The sequence below is a fragment of the Photobacterium japonica genome (genome assembly GCF_050337005.1).
Classification (GTDB): domain Bacteria; phylum Pseudomonadota; class Gammaproteobacteria; order Enterobacterales; family Vibrionaceae; genus Photobacterium; species Photobacterium japonica.
Genome location: NZ_JAKJSN010000021.1, coordinates 71,068 through 87,459, shown reverse-complemented (window position 1 = coordinate 87,459; position 16,392 = coordinate 71,068). Strand labels below are relative to the sequence as shown.

The window sequence follows — 16,392 nt, the reverse complement described above, 5'->3', positions numbered from 1 at the left end:
CCCTCGCTGGCGATTACGCCGATAACGCTGTCGATTCACGGCCACTCCTCATCTTTTTTACTGATACTTTCAATCGTTTCTCCCGGTGGCAGAAGGAACAGCTGACCCACTTCGTCAGCCTGCACACGCCAGAATTCATTCTCACCCTCGATCTCAAATTCAAGGGTAAACGGGGTGTACTCCCCACTGGCCATCACCACCACCTGAGGCGGTTTAATTTTGTCTTTATCAGTTTGTTCAGCAAACAAGTCTTCATCAAACAGGGAGCCTGGCTTGAACAAACGATCTTTGTCCTGCCACGAGTAACTGCCTATCTCGACGCGTAAACGGACGCCTTCCGGCATCTCGACTTGGGTAAAAAAGCGAGAGGCTTGCATGGGCTGCCAATCTTGACTGGTTAGCTGAAGAAACTGGTAATGATCACGCTCTACACGGATACCGTAATCCCTGCCGTTCAGCAGGGATTCCTCGCCCAGTAACTGGACGAGGTGATGAAAACGTGCCGCTTCTTCCTTGACCGCATCTTCCTTGTTATCCGGCAATGAGATGATCACCGCCACGGCGCTGCTCGCCAGCAGCACCAATACCAATAATATTTCGATCAGGGTAAAACCTGCGGCACGTTTCTGCATGCTTAGTAGTCCAGCATGTTCCAGTTACCGATGTCAGTGTTCACACCTTCACCACCGTCTTGGCCATCGGCACCCAGGCTGAAGATATCCACCGCACCGTGTTCACCCGGCATGATGTAGCTGTACTCATTACCCCAAGGATCTTTTGGCAGACGCTTGATGTAACCATCGTCACGGTAGTTACGAGGTTCCGGGCTAGCAGATGGCATGCTCACGAGTGCTTCCAGACCTTGGTCTGTTGATGGATACACGCTGTTATCCAGCTTGTACATGTCCAGTGCATTCTCCAGCGCACCAATGTCGGTCACGACTTTCTGTTGGTCAGCCTTTTCCTTGTTACCCAGTAGGTTAGGGACAACCAAGCTGGCCAGTACGCCCAGGATGACGATCACGACCATAACTTCTAACAGCGTAAAGCCGCGTTGTTTGCGTTGCATTGAGAAAACCTCCAAAAAATTACATTCCGACCATATTATTCAAAGCAATGATCGGCATAAGGGTAGCAATAACAATAAACATCACGATGCCCGCCATCGCGACAATCAATAAAGGTTCAAACACCCCGAGTGCCATGTTCACCAGCGACTCAAAATCACGGTCTTGGTTATCCGCTGCGCGCGTTAGCATTTGCTCTAACTCACCACTGCGTTCCCCACTGGCAATCATATGGAGCATCATAGGCGGAAACAGTTTTGTTTGCTCCAATGACACCCGCAAACTTGCCCCTTCACGTACCTTATCGGCGGCGTCGCAAATTTGTTTATTCACCCACGTATTTGTCATCACGTCCGAGGCCACTTTCATCCCCTCAAGCAGCGGGATCGCACTCGACGTACAAATCGATAGCGTGCGAGCAAAGCGTGACGTACTCAAGCCACGGGCCACCTTGCCGATCACCGGCAACTGTAGCACGCGTCGGTCCCACGCGAGTCGAAAGTCTGGACGTCGCAGAGCAAACTTAATGCCCGCCACCAGCGCAACAATGCCAATCAAGACCAACACGCCCCAGTTAAGGACAAAGTCACTGGCCGCAAGCAATATTTCGGTAATGGTTGGCAGTTTTTGCCCCATCTGCACAAACTGATCGACAATTTTCGGCACCACGGTCGCCAACAAGAAGGCGACAACGGACACCGCAATCAAGGTCAGCATGGTGGGGTAAATCATCGCCTGCTGCAGTTTGCTGCGCATTTGTTGGCGGTTTTCTGCGTAGTCAGCCAAGCGGTTAAGCACCGTGTCTAAGTGACCGGATTTCTCCCCCGCCGCCACCATGGCACGAAACAGCTGATCAAACACATGCGGGTATTCCGCCATACTGTCTGACAGCGTGTATCCTTCTACCACGCGCGAACGCACCGCAAGCATCATGTTCTTCAAGCGGGGTTTTTCGCTTTGCTCACCCACCGCTTTCAAACATTCTTCCAGCGGCATTGCCGCTTGCACCAAGGTCGCCAACTGACGGGTGATCAGTGACAATTCATTGGTACTGATCCCGCGGCGCAATTGAAAGCCACCAGCGGCTTTTTTCTTTTCTCGTTCACGAGTCTGGGTAACATCGACTGGGATCAAGCCCTGCTCGCGCAGTTGCTGTCGCACCTGACGGGCAGTGTCGCCTTCCAGTACCCCTTTTTTCTGGCGCCCTTTGGCATCGAGCGCCTTATATTCAAACGCCGCCATCTTAGCCCTCTTTGGTCACCCGCATCACTTCCTCAAGGGTCGTGATACCGGCTTTTACCTTCGATAAACCGTCGTCTCGAATACTCGGTGTATGAGCGCGAATGGCTTTTTCAATCGCCATTTCACCCGCTTCAGAGTGGATCAATTCTTGCACTTGTTCATCAACAATCAACAGCTCATGAATACCGGTACGGCCACGGTAACCTTTTTGGTTACACGCCTCACAGCCTTTGGCATGGTAGAGCGTCAATGGTGCATCAGGCGTTAAGCCAAACAGCGTCTTCTGAGCGGCATCGGCTTCATACGGTTCGCGGCAGTTTTTACATAAACGACGCACCAGACGCTGCGCCAACACCCCCAACAAGGAGGAGGAGATCAAGAACGGTTCAATGCCCATATCACGGATACGGGTCACCGCACCGATCGCGGTATTAGTGTGCAACGTCGACAGTACCAAGTGACCGGTCAACGAGGCTTGTACCGCAATCGCCGCCGTTTCTTGGTCTCGGGTTTCACCGATCATCACCACATCCGGATCCTGACGCAAAATGGCACGCAGGGCGCGGGCAAAGGTCATGTCCACTTTGGTGTTCACTTGCGTCTGACCGATCCCGTCGATATCAAATTCGATCGGATCTTCGACTGTCAGAATGTTGTTTTCTTTACCGTTCAATTCCTGCAAGCCCGCATACAATGTCGTGGACTTACCCGAACCCGTCGGGCCGGTGACCAAAATGATCCCATGCGGACGTTCGATAATACGGCGGAAGTTTTCATGGATCGCTGGGGTCATGCCCAAGCTGTGCAAATCCAAGCGAGTCGCGTTCTTATCCAACAAACGCAATACCACGCGCTCCCCGTGGGAAGACGGCATGGTCGACACACGCACATCGACGGCACGACCACCGATACGCAATGAAATACGGCCATCCTGTGGAATACGCTTCTCGGCAATGTCCAAGCGCGCCATGACCTTAATACGTGAGACTAACAACGGCGCCAGTTTACGGCTCGGGTGCAACACTTCACGCAACACGCCATCGACCCGGAAACGGATCGACAGGTGCTTTTCAAAGGTTTCGATATGGATATCCGACGCGGCTTCTTTGATGGCTTCGGCCAGCATGGCGTTGATCAATTTAATGATCGGCGCATCGTCTTCCGACTCTAACAAGTCTTCGGTTTCAGGCAGGTCTTCTGCCAACGCAAAGAAGTCGTCGTTATCAGAACCCAGATCTTCCATCAACTGACGCGCTTCCGACGAATCTCGCTGGTAGGCTTCAGTTAATTTCAGTTCAAAAGCTTGCGGATCCAGTTCACTCGGCGCAAAAGGGCGACCGGAAACACGGCGGATCTCTGCTAATACCCCAGCACTGAGTTGGCCAGAGTAGAACAGGGTCATGTCGTGTTCGATCACTTCCAGCACCACACGGTGGCGCTTGGCAAACGAAAACGGTAACCGGAAGCGCGGCTGGGCCTCTGGCTGCAAACGCGCGTCATCCATTATTTATCACCCTCTAATTGCGCGACAAAGGCACGCACTTCAGCTGGCAACGCGATGTCCTCACCGTACTTCGGCATTAATGGCGTGTCCGTGTTTGGCATCAAACGCAAGCCTTGATCTTGACGGTACAACTGCTCAGCACGAATATAGTTGTATTTACGCTGGGTAATACCATCAGCCGTCACGCCATCACGAATAATGGTCGGCTTGATAAACACCATTAAGTTGGTTTTTGACTTGGTGGTGTTGGTCGACTTGAACAAGTGCCCCAATACCGGAATGTCACCCAGTAGCGGGATCTTCTGCTCGCTCTCATTGGTTTGCTCTTGGATCAAGCCACCCAACGCAATCATTTGACCGTCTTGCACCAAAACCGAGGTGGTCAACTGCCGCTTCGAGAAGCGTACGTCGACCGCCCCATCGGCACCCAACACATTCGACACTTCTTGTTCAATTTCCAGCTGGACCGAATCCCCTTCGTTGATCTGCGGCGTCACGTTCAGTTTGATACCGACTTCTTTACGTTCAACGGTCTGGAACGGGTTGTCATTGTTCGAACTTGAGGTCGAACCGGTCACGACCGGCACTTCTTCACCGACAATGAACGAGGCTTCACCGTTGTCCATCACCGTAATGCTTGGTGATGACAAAATGTTCGAATTACGATCGGACGCCACGGCATTCACCAACATGGTCCAGTCGCCCATCACGATACCCAACGCGGCACCGTTCACGCCACCCAGTACACTGGCAAGGGTACTGAAATCGCCGTCTTCGGTAATCGTTCGCACCTGCTCAATGCCGTTAGCATCAATGTAGGTTTCACTACGGGTGGTTTCTTTGGCATCTTCTAGGCCTACCGCATATTGGGAAATCGGTACGCCCGAGTTACCAAACTGCACCACACCGCCGTCCAAAGTGCCCCACTGCACACCGAAGTTGACGCCGTCACCTTCTGACAGTTCCACAATCATGGCTTCAATCAGTACCTGCGCACGACGAATGTCTAGCTGCGCAATGATGTTTTCCAGCGCGCGCATGATATCAGGCGGCGCAGTCAGGATCAGGGCGTTGGTATCAACGTGGGCCGAAATCATCACGTCATTCTTCGTACGGGCTGACTTACCGCTGCCGCTCTTTTCTGCTTGCAGGTTGTCTGACACCCCTTTAAGGACATCGACAAGATCTTCCGCATTGGCGTACTTCAAGTACACCACGCGGTTATTGCCGGATGACGCCATTTCTTTGTCTAGCTGACGGATCAAACGCTTCAAGCGCTCACGCACTTTCGGGTCGCCAGACAGTAAGACTGAGTTGGTACGGTCATCCGCCACCAATTTAGGTTGCAAAAATTGCGGGGTCGATTTCGCGTCTGCCGTTTTATTCAAGGCATCCACGATACGGACCATTTCCGCGGCCGACGCATTACGCAGTTCCACCACGTCGATTTCTTTATCACCTGCGCGGTCAACGCGCTCGATGATTTCGGCTAAACGGTTTACCGTGGCAGCACGGCCCGTGATCATGATGATATTGGCCGGATCATAGTGCACGACGTTACCGGCACCGGCGTTATCGTTCAGCTGACGCAAAAGCGGTGACAGTTCACGCACCGACACATTACGTACTGCGATAACACGGGTGACCACTTCGTCACCTTTCACCGTATTATCGTCACCCACCACCGGGATAGCTGAGATTTTAGCGTCTTTATCGCGGACGACTTTCAGCACGCCATTATCCATTTCAACCACAGCGAAACCGTAGACTTCAAGCACGTTGAGGAAAAATTGGTAATACTGTTCATCATTAAGCAGATCATAGCTGCGCACATTCACTTGACCACGCACTGCAGGGTCGACAATGATTGTCTTTTGCAGGTTACGACCAACAATGTTGATGAACTCCTGAATATCGGTTCCTTTGAAACTGGCACTAAACTCACTTGCGAGTGCTGAGCTACACATCAAGCTGCTCAGTAGCCAGAGGGCACTTTTACCCATCCATTTTTTCACAAATAACTCCTGCGCTATCGCATGTTCGCCTTGAACCACTACTACTGCAGTTCAATGTAAATATCATGTAGCTGACCTTCTCGTTCGACAGTCAGCGTAAAGTCCGTGGCATTTGACAATTCCGTCCACAATTTTGCCATGACGGCTGCATCGGTTAAGTCATTGCCATTTAGACTTACCGCTAGATCATTGGTTTGCAGACCCACTGCATCAAACAATGCCCTGTCTTTACCGGGATTCACACGGTAACCCACCAGGGCACCATCCCGCTTCACCTGAGACAACCGAATATAGCTAAACAGCGATTGTGGTTTCTCGAGAATTTCTTGCTTAATACGCCCGAGCTCAGAAGCGGGCTTCGCCGCTGGCTTTGTCGCGGGTTTCTTGGCGACCGTAGGGCGTGCAGGCGTCGATTGCGCCGACTTATTAAAGTCTACGCCATCCAGCATTAAGGTTTCATCACGGCCACCATTACGGATGATCACACGGTCGGCATACACCGCCTGTAACGTAGCGCGGGTGCCATCGATGTTTTCATCAATACCGTACGTATTTTGTTTGCCACGGTGAGTGATCACGGCCAGCGCAGTTTTGGCGTTGGTACTCGCCACTAAGCCAACCAAAGTGAGATTTAAGCGGGTTTGCGGCGCATCTTGCTTCACCGGCTGTTTTTGCTCAACCACAGGGGCATTTTTCTGATAACGGCCGAACAAGTTCATGGCCAAAATCTGCGGGACATCATCTCGCCCAGCGGCAGCAGGGCTCGACGCGCTCGTAGGAGCGGGTTGCCAAGGCGCGGGAGCAACCGTCGGTTGCAAGAATGACCACACAAGACGCCCTAGAATCCAAGCAAAGAGAATGACCAAGAACCACGTTAGGAGGCGAGTGAGTGAGCGAATGGAAAAACCGCGCTTCGACTGCAGTGCCCCTAACCAATTTGCTGCTACCATGAAAAATCCATTGTCCTGCGGAAATTAATAAATAAGCGTGAAGCTAAGGACTTCACAGGATACCGTCCCAGCGGTGAAACAGCATCGTAAAATTGCGATTAGATAACATATTGCCAAAAGAGATCACGGAAAAATCACATCAACTATCAATAGACTAGCTATTTTATGCAAGATATTCCGAAATTGTCGTTGAAATCCCGAGTCAATATCACCATTTAATTACTCTTGACCACCTGCTGACGCTGTGTCGGCAATATGGTACTTTTAGCGCCCTTTGGCGAAGGAGCAAATTGTGGGCCAGCACACATCCCATTCGGACACCTTGCAAGTCCGTCTCGATAAATGGCTATGGGCGGCACGTTTTTACAAAACACGATCCATTGCCCGCAATATGGTCGATGGCGGCAAAGTGCATTACAACGGTCAACGCACCAAACCCAGTAAACTGGTTGAGGTGGGGGCTGAACTGCGTATCAGACAAGGTAATGAAGAAAAAACCATCATTATAGAGAAAGTGTCTGACAGCCGCCGCGGCGCTCCTGAAGCACAAACCCTTTATCGGGAAACGGAAGAAAGTCTGAAACTACGCAATGAGCAAGCGACCTTACGCAAGCTCCATGCCTTTGACAGCCCGAGTCCCGATAAGCGTCCAGATAAAAAACAGCGACGCGATATCATTAAGTTTAAAAGTAATTCCAATTAGAGAGATTAGGTAACAAGATCGTGAAATAGTTTCACGATCGTGGAACTAAGCCGCAAATTGGAACTTCTAGTCACTTGCTGGAGAATACAAGCTAATGACAAATGACAGCCTACACCGTTACCTGTTCGACGGTGCATCCGTACGTGGTGAACTGGTTCAGCTCAGCGACACCTACCACCAAATTATTGCGAGTCAAGCCTACCCAGCCCCCTTACAAACCCTGCTTGGTGAACTGCTTGTGGCCACCAGCCTACTGACAGCGACCCTGAAGTTTGAAGGGTCTATCACCGTGCAACTACAAGGTGATGGTCCAGTAAAACTGGCGGTGATCAACGGTGACCACCAGCAGCAACTACGCGGCGTGGCACGCTGGGACGGTGAACTACCGACCACGGGCTCTATCCATGATCTCATGGGTAAAGGCCACATGGTGATCACGATTACGCCAAATAAAGGTGAGCGTTACCAAGGCGTGGTTGGCCTGGAAGGCGACAGCCTAGCGGCGTGCCTAGAAGGTTACTTCAACAACTCTGAACAGCTGAAAACCCGTATCTGGTTGCGCACGGGTGAGTTCGAGGGTGAAGCAAAAGCCGCAGGCATGTTGCTGCAGATCATGCCCGATGGCCAAGGCCAAGAAGGCGACTTTGAGCACCTAGAGCAGTTGACCAGTACCGTGAAAAACGACGAGCTGTTCAGCTTGGACGCGCAAGATGTCCTTTACCGCCTGTACCACCAAGAAACAGTACAGCTGTTTGACCCACAAGCCGTTTCGTTCCAGTGCGGCTGTTCTCGTGAGCGCAGCGCGGCAGCGATCTGCTCCATTGAACGTACTGAGATCGAACGCATTGTCGCAGAAGACGGTAAGATCTCTCTGCACTGTGACTATTGCGGTAGCAGCTATGATTTCGACAATGTTGATGTCGCCGCGCTATTTGAAAATGCCTCAGACAGCAACAGCAACCAGGTGCATTAATTAGCCACCCTAATTAAGCCTGTAAGATAATGACAAAAAGCCAGCGCCCTGCTGGCTTTTTTATACCTTTACCGCATCGCCCCGTCCATCCTGTAATTGAGTAACACGCTAACTCCCGCTTTTTTCAGGGTAAATATTAATCACATGCGCTGGCGCACACCCTTCACAGCACAGTAAACTTATTTGCTCCAAACATTCGAAACTTTTACTTATCCTTAACTTTTTAATGGTTAATTTTTGATAAACATCCCTGATTTACCCCTTTAGGGTTGCTAGCATGGTCAACAGTTAAACAACATCTTACCCAAGGAGCACCTATGACTGTCATGAACGTCGAAAAAAAGGTTGCAAAAAATATGGACCTATCACAATACGGTATCAGCAATGTTACAGAGATTATTCGTAACCCGAGTTATGAAATCCTGTTCGAGGAAGAGACCAAACCAGGCCTAGAAGGATACGAAAAAGGTATCGTGACGGAGCTTGGGGCAGTGTCTGTTGATACTGGTATTTTTACCGGCCGTTCACCGAAAGACAAATTCATCGTCAAAGATGAGACCACCAAAGACACTCTCTGGTGGGCAGACCAAGGCAAAAACGATAATAAGAGCATTGGTCAAGAAGCGTGGAATGATCTGAAAGCCCTCGTAACAAACCAACTATCAGGCAAGCGTCTGTTTGTGATTGATGGTTACTGTGGTACTAACCCTGATACCCGCCTATGCATCCGTGTTGTGACTGAAGTCGCTTGGCAGGCACACTTCGTGAAAAACATGTTCATCCGTCCAAGCGATGAAGAACTTGAAAGCTTTGAGCCAGATTTCGTCGTGATGAACGGCGCGAAGTGCACGAACCAGAACTGGGAAGCGCACGGCATGAACTCGGAAAACTTTACCGTGTTCAACCTCACAGAAAAAATGCAATTGATCGGCGGTACATGGTACGGCGGTGAAATGAAGAAAGGCATGTTCGCCATGATGAACTACTTCCTTCCACTGCAAGACATTGCTTCTATGCACTGTTCAGCGAACATGGGCAAAGACGGTGATGTCGCGGTATTCTTCGGCCTGTCTGGTACGGGTAAAACAACCCTGTCTACCGATCCAAAACGTGCTCTTATCGGTGATGATGAGCATGGCTGGGATGACAACGGCGTCTTCAACTTTGAAGGCGGCTGTTACGCGAAGACCATCAACCTGTCTAAAGAAGCGGAACCTGATATCTACAATGCGATCCGCCGTGACGCATTGCTAGAAAACGTGACGGTGCGCAGCGACGGTGCAATTGACTTCGATGACAACTCAAAGACAGAAAACACCCGTGTGTCTTACCCGATTTACCACATTGAAAACATCGTTAAGCCCGTATCAAAAGGCGGTCACGCCAACAAAGTGATCTTCTTGTCTGCGGATGCCTTCGGTGTGCTACCGCCCGTGTCTAAGTTGACACCTGAGCAAACCAAGTACCACTTCCTGTCTGGCTTCACAGCGAAACTGGCCGGTACTGAGCGCGGTATTACTGAACCAACGCCAACCTTCTCTGCTTGTTTCGGTAATGCGTTCCTGACGCTACACCCAACCAAGTATGCAGAAGTACTGGTTAAGCGTATGGAAGCGGCGGGCGCAGAAGCGTACCTCGTGAACACAGGCTGGAACGGCTCTGGTAAGCGTATCTCTATCCAAGATACACGCGGCATTATCGACGCGATCCTTGATGGCTCTATCGATACCGCTGAAACCAAGCACATTCCAATCTTCAACTTGGAAGTGCCAATGGCATTGCCTGGTGTAGATGCAGAAATTCTGGACCCACGCGATACATACACTGATCCACTACAGTGGGAAAGCAAGGCAAAAGATTTAGCAGAGCGCTTTATCAATAACTTCGACAAGTACACTGATACCACCGAAGGTGCAGCCTTGGTGGCAGCGGGTCCTCAGCTAGACTGATCCCGATACACCGTGGCTTAAGCCCCTCTTCATGAGGGGCTTTTTTTATCTCATCATCTCGCTTCCATGAAAAAGCACCGCCCCTCACCTTGCAGCGCGTCCGCTTTTCCCGCTTAATGAGATACCAATCGTAGTAAATTATGAAATAAACGATCACCACGTCAGGGAGTGTGTATGCGCCTGTTCGGGAAACTCACCGCCACCATTGTTATCCTTTTATTGCTTACGGGAACCGTGGGACTGACCCTGCTGCACACCCGTTTTGCCACGCCGCTGGTCCTCTGGACAGTCAACCTATTCAGTCCGTATCCGGTGAGTGCGGCACACATCGACTACCATATTCGCCAACCACTCACGCTGATCATTGACCAGCCGCAACTTCAGTTCGATGACACACAGACGATCAGCGCCAAGCGTCTCTCCCTGTGGCTCAGTCCATACACATTCGTCCCCAACAAAGAGTGGCACTGGCAGCTTGATACCCTACTGATTGAACACCCGTCTTTGCCGGTAGATGCGGCTACCCTGCACGCCCTATTCGATGCAGGGAACACGCACCGTCTCCGCCTGCCGACGATCAGCGCACAGCGACTGGCGATCAGTGATTTCACGGGGAAATGGAACAAGGTGCAGTTCACCAATAGTCAATTGGAATGGGATAACTGGTCCACGCAACCAGATGCGGCGTCTCCCTTTTGGCAGCACTTTACCGGCAATGTTCGCGTCGCGGCCAACGCAATCCAGTGGCAGAACCTCACACTCAACAACGTTCTGATCGATGGTGAGCATCACGCAGGACTGTGGACCCTCTACGGGTTGTCGGCCAACGGCCAACACGCCAGCTTCAATGGCCAAGCGGTGTACGATGCCACGCGTCATCACCTCACCGTGCCGCAATTCACCGTGTCGGACGGGCAATGGCAATCCACCGATCCGTTATCGGCCCTTCAGCCCTACCTCGATCGCTTGGTCGCATCCCCGCTCACCGTCACCCTTAAGCGAGTCGATATTCTCAACAGCAGTATGGAATCGCCGTCTCTGACCCTCAATCATGCCAGTCTGTCGCTGGAAAATTGGCACTGGCCTCGCGGGGTGTATGACCAACCTGACGCGCTGTTTTCCTTCAGCGCCAACAGTGGACGTTGGCAAGAGACCGACTTTTCTGAGCCCTTGCTGGATCTTGCTTTTTCGCCACAAGCGATCACGCTGCAAGGCGGGTCCATTCACCTGCTTGACGGTTACCTGCAGGCAGAAGGCACCGCCCATCCCGACCGCCTCGCCTTAACGCACCTCACTATCAACGGCGTCAAAGGCTTCTTACCGCCATCGGCAAGCACGCCCCTGACACACGCTTGGGCCACGCTGCACAACAGTGAGATAGGTCGCGCACTAACTACCGTCACCCTTGAACAGCTGGATATCAACCACACTCACCTCACCGCCAGTGATCCGGCGTGGCCGTGGCAGATCAGCGGATTACAGATCGACGGAAAACAACTCACGCTCATGCAACAAGGTCACCCCGGCCTGTGGCATGGCTCGCTCACCAGCAGCGCCCATTTTGCCAGCCTGAATGCGGTGGATGTGCACGAACCTTGGGTCGAGTTCACGGCCGATCAGGGGGTGTGGCAACTGCGCCAAGCCATCATTCCGTTTAAGGACGGATTACTGGCCGCGAACGGACAATGGGCGCGCAATCAGGAAGGGCAACCGTGGCGAATGCAGCTGAGCGGCGATAGCCTGCCAACCCAATTGCTAACACAATGGCTGGCAATACCGTTACCGATAGCAGGAAAAATGGATATTGAAGGGGAGGCAAAAGGACTGGGCGAGAGCCGCACCAGTTTGGCGTATAGCTTAGCCGGATCGCTGTCGGCCACTTTTCGCGACACCGCTTTCACCGTCACGCCCGACAGCCTTTGGCAGCATTGGGCACAGGATAACGCAGCCGCAACACCTGCCATCACAACAGCCACCGAAGCACATCAAACTGTCGCACTGTCCCCGTTGCGGATAGACAGTGAGCGCGGGCAAATTGTCATTGCCCCGTTGACCTTGCACAGCCACGCCTTGCAGGCCACGATCAATGGGCGCTGGGACTTGACTGATCCCAAGGCACAAACCTTGAACATAGAGGCTCAGCAAGGTTGCCAGCAGCTACAACGCCACTGGCAAGCCGATCACGCCTCGTTATCCGTGTCGACATCCTCCGCATCGACGTGCGATGGAAACAACATATAAGTGCCCGAGAAGGTGGCGGCCAGTGTGTCATCACTGTAAACCTGCACCTTAACCATCACGCGCCCTTTGCGGCGCTGGGCCAGACGCTCGACATCGCCTTGCAGATCTTCCACCGTGACCACCGCACGCGGCCGCTCGCGCACCGGAGAAAGGTAGCGAATATGGCTGTCAGCCAAAATGATGTCGGCGTCGAGTTTACGCTCTTTAAGCAGCATCCAGGTAAAGCCCCACCCGGCCAGCGTTGCCATGGTAAAGATACTGCCGGCAAACATGCTCTCGCTGGGGTTCAGGTTGGCATTGATCAGCGCGCTGACCTCAAACCGGTAACCGGTGTACTGGCTGATCCGCACCCCCATTTTTTCACTGATGGGAATTTGTGATTGCCACAAGGCTTGCAGTTCCTGACACCATTCTGGGTGGCGCACCACCTCATTCATCGGATCCAAATGCTTGAGCATTTGTTGATGGCGTACCGGACCACGCTCTTCACTTAACTCGCCCTGACTGGCAAAACCACTGCGGGCATAAAATGGGATCGCCTCTTCCCGTGAATTACACACCAAACGCTTGGCGCCTTCCTGACGCGCCAGCGACTCGAGCGCCATCAGCACAATCGCACCCATGCCTTGGTGACGGTGATCAGGGTGCACCGCCATATAGCGGATCTGACCATCATTATCCGGCGTCATGTACAGCCGCCCAATCGCAATGGTCTGCCCACTGTCACTCACTATCATACGGTGACAGCTCATCGCATCATACGCATCGCGCTCCGATCCCACCGGCATCCGCCAAGGCTCACGCAGCATCCGCCAGCGAAAATCGTAATAGCGGGCTAACTCGTCGTCCGTTTTCGGTGTGATCAGTCGAAACATGCCATCCCTCTCCTGCTTATTTCTGGGCCTGTGCCCGTGTATTTATCTGTGCTTATACCTGCAACCAGAACGTCACCGGTCCATCATTGAGCAAGGCGACTTTCATATCTGCCGCGAAAATACCCGTTTCCGTTGGCATGTCTTTCTCTTTGCAGATCGCCACAAAATGATCGTACAAACGCTCAGCGTCTGTCGGGTGGGCGCCCGCCGAGAAGCCCGGACGCATACCGCTTTTAGTATCCGCCGCCAACGTAAACTGCGACACCACCAGCACACTGCCACCGGCTTGTTGCACATTCAGGTTCATCTTGCCGTTGTCATCTTCAAACACACGGTAACCCAGTACCTTATCACGCAATCGCTGCGCTTTGGCTTCATCGTCGCCCTTTTCGACGCCCAGTAACACCAACAGTCCTTTGCCAATCGTGCCAATCACCTGACCGTCTACCGTCACACAGGCTTCGCTGACGCGTTGAATAAGTGCAATCATGTTTTCCTTACCTTTCTTGTTCATTACTAGCTTGTTCACTGCCAGCTTGTTCGTAATGTGTTTTCGTGTAGCTCACCGTGGCGGCGGGCTCTGGCGTTGAGGCGCCCTGATGAGAATGAATAAGTGCGTCTAATTCCGCCACCGTCGGAACGGTCGCTTGGGCCATTTTGCATTCAGGGTGCCAATGTTTGCGTTCTCCCAAACTGGCCGTGATCTCCGCGCCAAACAGCACGATACACCAGCACAGATAGACCCACACAAACAGAATCGGCACCACCGCCAATGCCCCGTATATCACCTGATACGACGGGAAATTGGAGATATACAAGGCAAAGCCTTTTTTACTGAGCTCAAACAACACACTGGCGGTCACCGCCCCGATCAAAGCATGGCTAAACCGGACCTTGGTGTTTGGCACCAGCAAGTACAGCCCCAAAAAGGCACTGCTCGACATCAAGACTGGCAGCCAACGTAGTGTGCGCTGAAATAACCCCGTCACCGCTTCGCTGCCGAGGAGGTTCATCGACCCCAAATACGAACTGACGGCAATGCTCGACCCCACCAAAATCGGCCCCAGCGTGAGTATCATCCAATAAATCGAGAATGACGTGACCAGCCGGCGCTTTTCGTGCACCCGCCAAATGTAATTAAGGGACTGATCGATAGAAGAAATCAGCATCATCGCCACCACAAACAGGGCGCCGATCCCCACGGCCGTCATCTTGCCGGCATTGGCCACAAACTCGTTGAGGTACTCTTTCACCACCTCACCCGCCGCGGGGACAAAGTTCTCAATCACAAAGTTTTGCAGTAGCTCGCCCAACCCCGCAAACACCGGAAAGGTCGATAACGCCGCAATCACTACCGTGATCAACGGCACCAAAGAGAGCAGAGTCACATAGGCCATCGAGCCTGCGGTGACCGTCAGGCGGTCGTGGCTAATACGGTGGTGAAGGTAGCCTGCATACGCTATCACAGTCTGCACGGATTGCTGCCACCCGTGCTTGCCAGTTATCTTTTTGTCAGCCATAGTCATGTCAATACTTGCTTGTTTTCTCTTTTAAAAAACCCGTTAGAGAAGATTCTAGAACACTTGGAGATCCTTATGCCCTATCTACTTGCCATCCTACTCAGTCTGACCACATTAACGGGGTGTCAAAGTGCCTATTATTCTGCCATGGAACAAGTCGGCATACATAAGCGTGAGATCATGGTTGATCGCGTCGAAGAGGCCAATGAAGCCCAACAAGAGGCGCAAGAGCAGTTTACCAGCGCGCTGGATGCCCTGAAGGCGGTGACCCAGTTTGATGGTGGTGATCTTGAAACCGTGTACAACCAAATCAATGATCAATATGAAGCCAGCAATGATGCCGCAGAAAGAGTGAGCGAGCGCATTGCCGCCATTGAAGATGTCGCCGGTGCCTTGTTCGATGAGTGGCAAGATGAACTGTCACTGTACACCAGCGCGTCGCTGCGTCGCGACAGTGAACGCAAACTCAACAGCACCAAAGCGTCTTACCAGCGCATGCTGACCGCAATGCACCGTGCAGAAAAGAAAATGACGCCGGTACTCGATACCCTGCGCGATAACACCCTGTACCTCAAGCATAACCTCAATGCGGCAGCGATTGGATCGCTGCAAGGTGAGTTTAGCAGCCTGCAGCGAGATATTCAGCGTGCCATCACCGATATGGAAGCAGCCATTGCGGAGTCTGAGCGTTTCATCTCACACCTCAACAAAGCCTAAACCATAGACGCACGACGGTAACAACGCCCTATCCTCACAGCGTTAACGCGTAAGTTGGGCCAGCACCCAGTTGGCCCGCTCCGCAACCGTTCCCCACGGCACCTCAACCACCTCATACCCCAACGCCTGATAGGTCATGAGTAACTGCTGATGGATCTGCACTGCTTCCACAAAGCTGTGCGGGCGCTCATCATCTTGCACATAGATGGCTTCATGCGGCGCACAGAAGAACACCACAGGGTGATAGCCCTTCGCAGCCTCAAGATATGCCTCACTCACCGGCACGCCGCCAAGGGCCATATACGCGCAAATATCACCAATGGCGCGATCCACAAAGGCCGGTACCGTGCCGCGTGCCGCTTGCGCGCGTTGCTGTCCCATGAGATCCAAGCACAACGCCGCAAAGCGCGGCAAATCGGTCCACGGCAGCACACCATCGGGTTGCTGCGCCTGTTCACGGATCAGGGTGCGAGACGCCTCGGGAAACGTCAGATAACCTTGCTCGGCCAAGGCCATCAGCAAGGTGGTTTTCCCCGCCCCGGGCCCGCCGGAAATAATCATCGGTTGCATCATGTTTTCTTCTGTCGGTGTTAGATAAGCGCACTTTTCTCGGCGCCAGATACAACAATCCCTCCA

The 16,392-nt window shown here is 52.5% G+C and carries 15 protein-coding genes; 5 read left to right on the top strand and 10 right to left on the bottom strand.

Translation table 11 applies throughout. The features are described from left to right. Positions 1 to 35: 35 nt before the first annotated feature. From gspH to gspC, 6 genes are read right to left on the bottom strand one after another with little or no spacing between them, the layout of a single operon-like run. Positions 36 to 632 (bottom strand): type II secretion system minor pseudopilin GspH, encoded by a 597-nt coding sequence (gene gspH, locus L4C36_RS09725; RefSeq protein WP_428477602.1) that lies wholly within the window; start codon positions 630 to 632, stop codon positions 36 to 38. 2 nt (positions 633 to 634) lie between these two features. Next, positions 635 to 1,069, bottom strand: a complete 435-nt coding sequence (gene gspG, locus L4C36_RS09720; RefSeq protein WP_428477601.1) for a type II secretion system major pseudopilin GspG — start codon at positions 1,067 to 1,069, stop codon at positions 635 to 637. 19 nt (positions 1,070 to 1,088) lie between these two features. Further along, positions 1,089 to 2,309 carry a type II secretion system inner membrane protein GspF gene (gene gspF / locus L4C36_RS09715; protein WP_428477600.1) on the bottom strand — a complete coding sequence of 407 codons (1,221 nt, stop codon included), beginning with the start codon at positions 2,307 to 2,309 and terminating at the stop codon, positions 1,089 to 1,091. Position 2,310: 1 nt separating this feature from the next. Then, the gene (gspE, locus tag L4C36_RS09710) at positions 2,311 to 3,813 is read right to left on the bottom strand and encodes a type II secretion system ATPase GspE (protein ID WP_428477599.1); all 1,503 of its coding nucleotides are present in this window, start codon (positions 3,811 to 3,813) and stop codon (positions 2,311 to 2,313) included. Then, positions 3,813 to 5,828, bottom strand: coding sequence for a type II secretion system secretin GspD (gene gspD, locus L4C36_RS09705; RefSeq protein WP_428477598.1), 2,016 nt, complete (start codon positions 5,826 to 5,828; stop codon positions 3,813 to 3,815). Before gspD ends, gspE begins: the two co-directional genes overlap by 1 nt. 41 nt (positions 5,829 to 5,869) lie before the next feature. Further along, complete coding sequence (gene gspC / locus L4C36_RS09700) at positions 5,870 to 6,778, bottom strand: type II secretion system protein GspC (RefSeq protein ID WP_428477597.1); 909 nt, start codon at positions 6,776 to 6,778, stop codon at positions 5,870 to 5,872. A gap of 292 nt (positions 6,779 to 7,070) precedes the next feature. Between gspC and hslR the strand changes: the two genes are divergently transcribed. The 4 genes from hslR (at position 7,071) to L4C36_RS09680 (ending at position 12,644) form a co-directional block, all read left to right on the top strand. Then, a complete protein-coding gene (hslR, locus tag L4C36_RS09695) occupies positions 7,071 to 7,481 on the top strand; it encodes a ribosome-associated heat shock protein Hsp15 (protein WP_428477596.1) in 411 nt (136 codons plus the stop codon). 94 nt (positions 7,482 to 7,575) lie between these two features. Further along, complete coding sequence (gene hslO / locus L4C36_RS09690; RefSeq protein ID WP_428477595.1) at positions 7,576 to 8,454, top strand: Hsp33 family molecular chaperone HslO; 879 nt, start codon at positions 7,576 to 7,578, stop codon at positions 8,452 to 8,454. A 317-nt stretch (positions 8,455 to 8,771) separates the two neighbouring features. Continuing rightward, on the top strand, positions 8,772 to 10,403 hold the full coding sequence (gene pckA, locus L4C36_RS09685) for a phosphoenolpyruvate carboxykinase (ATP) (RefSeq protein WP_428477594.1): 1,632 nt from the start codon (positions 8,772 to 8,774) through the stop codon (positions 10,401 to 10,403). Between the two features lie 174 nt (positions 10,404 to 10,577). Beyond that, positions 10,578 to 12,644 carry an AsmA family protein gene (locus L4C36_RS09680; protein WP_428477593.1) on the top strand — a complete coding sequence of 689 codons (2,067 nt, stop codon included), beginning with the start codon at positions 10,578 to 10,580 and terminating at the stop codon, positions 12,642 to 12,644. Here L4C36_RS09680 and L4C36_RS09675 read toward each other — a convergent pair. Genes L4C36_RS09675 through L4C36_RS09665 form a run of 3 tightly spaced genes read right to left on the bottom strand, consistent with a single transcriptional unit; the run spans position 12,584 to position 15,039 of the window. Continuing rightward, complete coding sequence (locus tag L4C36_RS09675) at positions 12,584 to 13,519, bottom strand: bifunctional GNAT family N-acetyltransferase/hotdog fold thioesterase (RefSeq protein WP_428477592.1); 936 nt, start codon at positions 13,517 to 13,519, stop codon at positions 12,584 to 12,586. The genes L4C36_RS09680 and L4C36_RS09675 overlap by 61 nt on opposite strands. Positions 13,520 to 13,571: 52 nt before the next feature. Beyond that, entirely contained in the window at positions 13,572 to 14,009 is a 438-nt protein-coding gene (gene dtd, locus L4C36_RS09670; RefSeq protein ID WP_428477591.1) for a D-aminoacyl-tRNA deacylase, read from the bottom strand. 7 nt (positions 14,010 to 14,016) lie between these two features. Further along, entirely contained in the window at positions 14,017 to 15,039 is a 1,023-nt protein-coding gene (locus tag L4C36_RS09665; RefSeq protein WP_428477590.1) for a virulence factor BrkB family protein, read from the bottom strand. A 75-nt stretch (positions 15,040 to 15,114) separates the two neighbouring features. Here L4C36_RS09665 and L4C36_RS09660 point away from each other — a divergent pair, with 75 nt between their 5' ends. After that, positions 15,115 to 15,756: a DUF2959 domain-containing protein gene (locus L4C36_RS09660; protein WP_428477589.1), complete on the top strand. Its 642-nt coding sequence runs from the start codon at positions 15,115 to 15,117 to the stop codon at positions 15,754 to 15,756. A gap of 42 nt (positions 15,757 to 15,798) precedes the next feature. On the opposite strand, the gene L4C36_RS09655 is transcribed toward L4C36_RS09660, so the two are convergent. After that, the gene (locus tag L4C36_RS09655; protein ID WP_428477620.1) at positions 15,799 to 16,326 is read right to left on the bottom strand and encodes an AAA family ATPase; all 528 of its coding nucleotides are present in this window, start codon (positions 16,324 to 16,326) and stop codon (positions 15,799 to 15,801) included. Positions 16,327 to 16,392 lie beyond the last annotated feature (66 nt).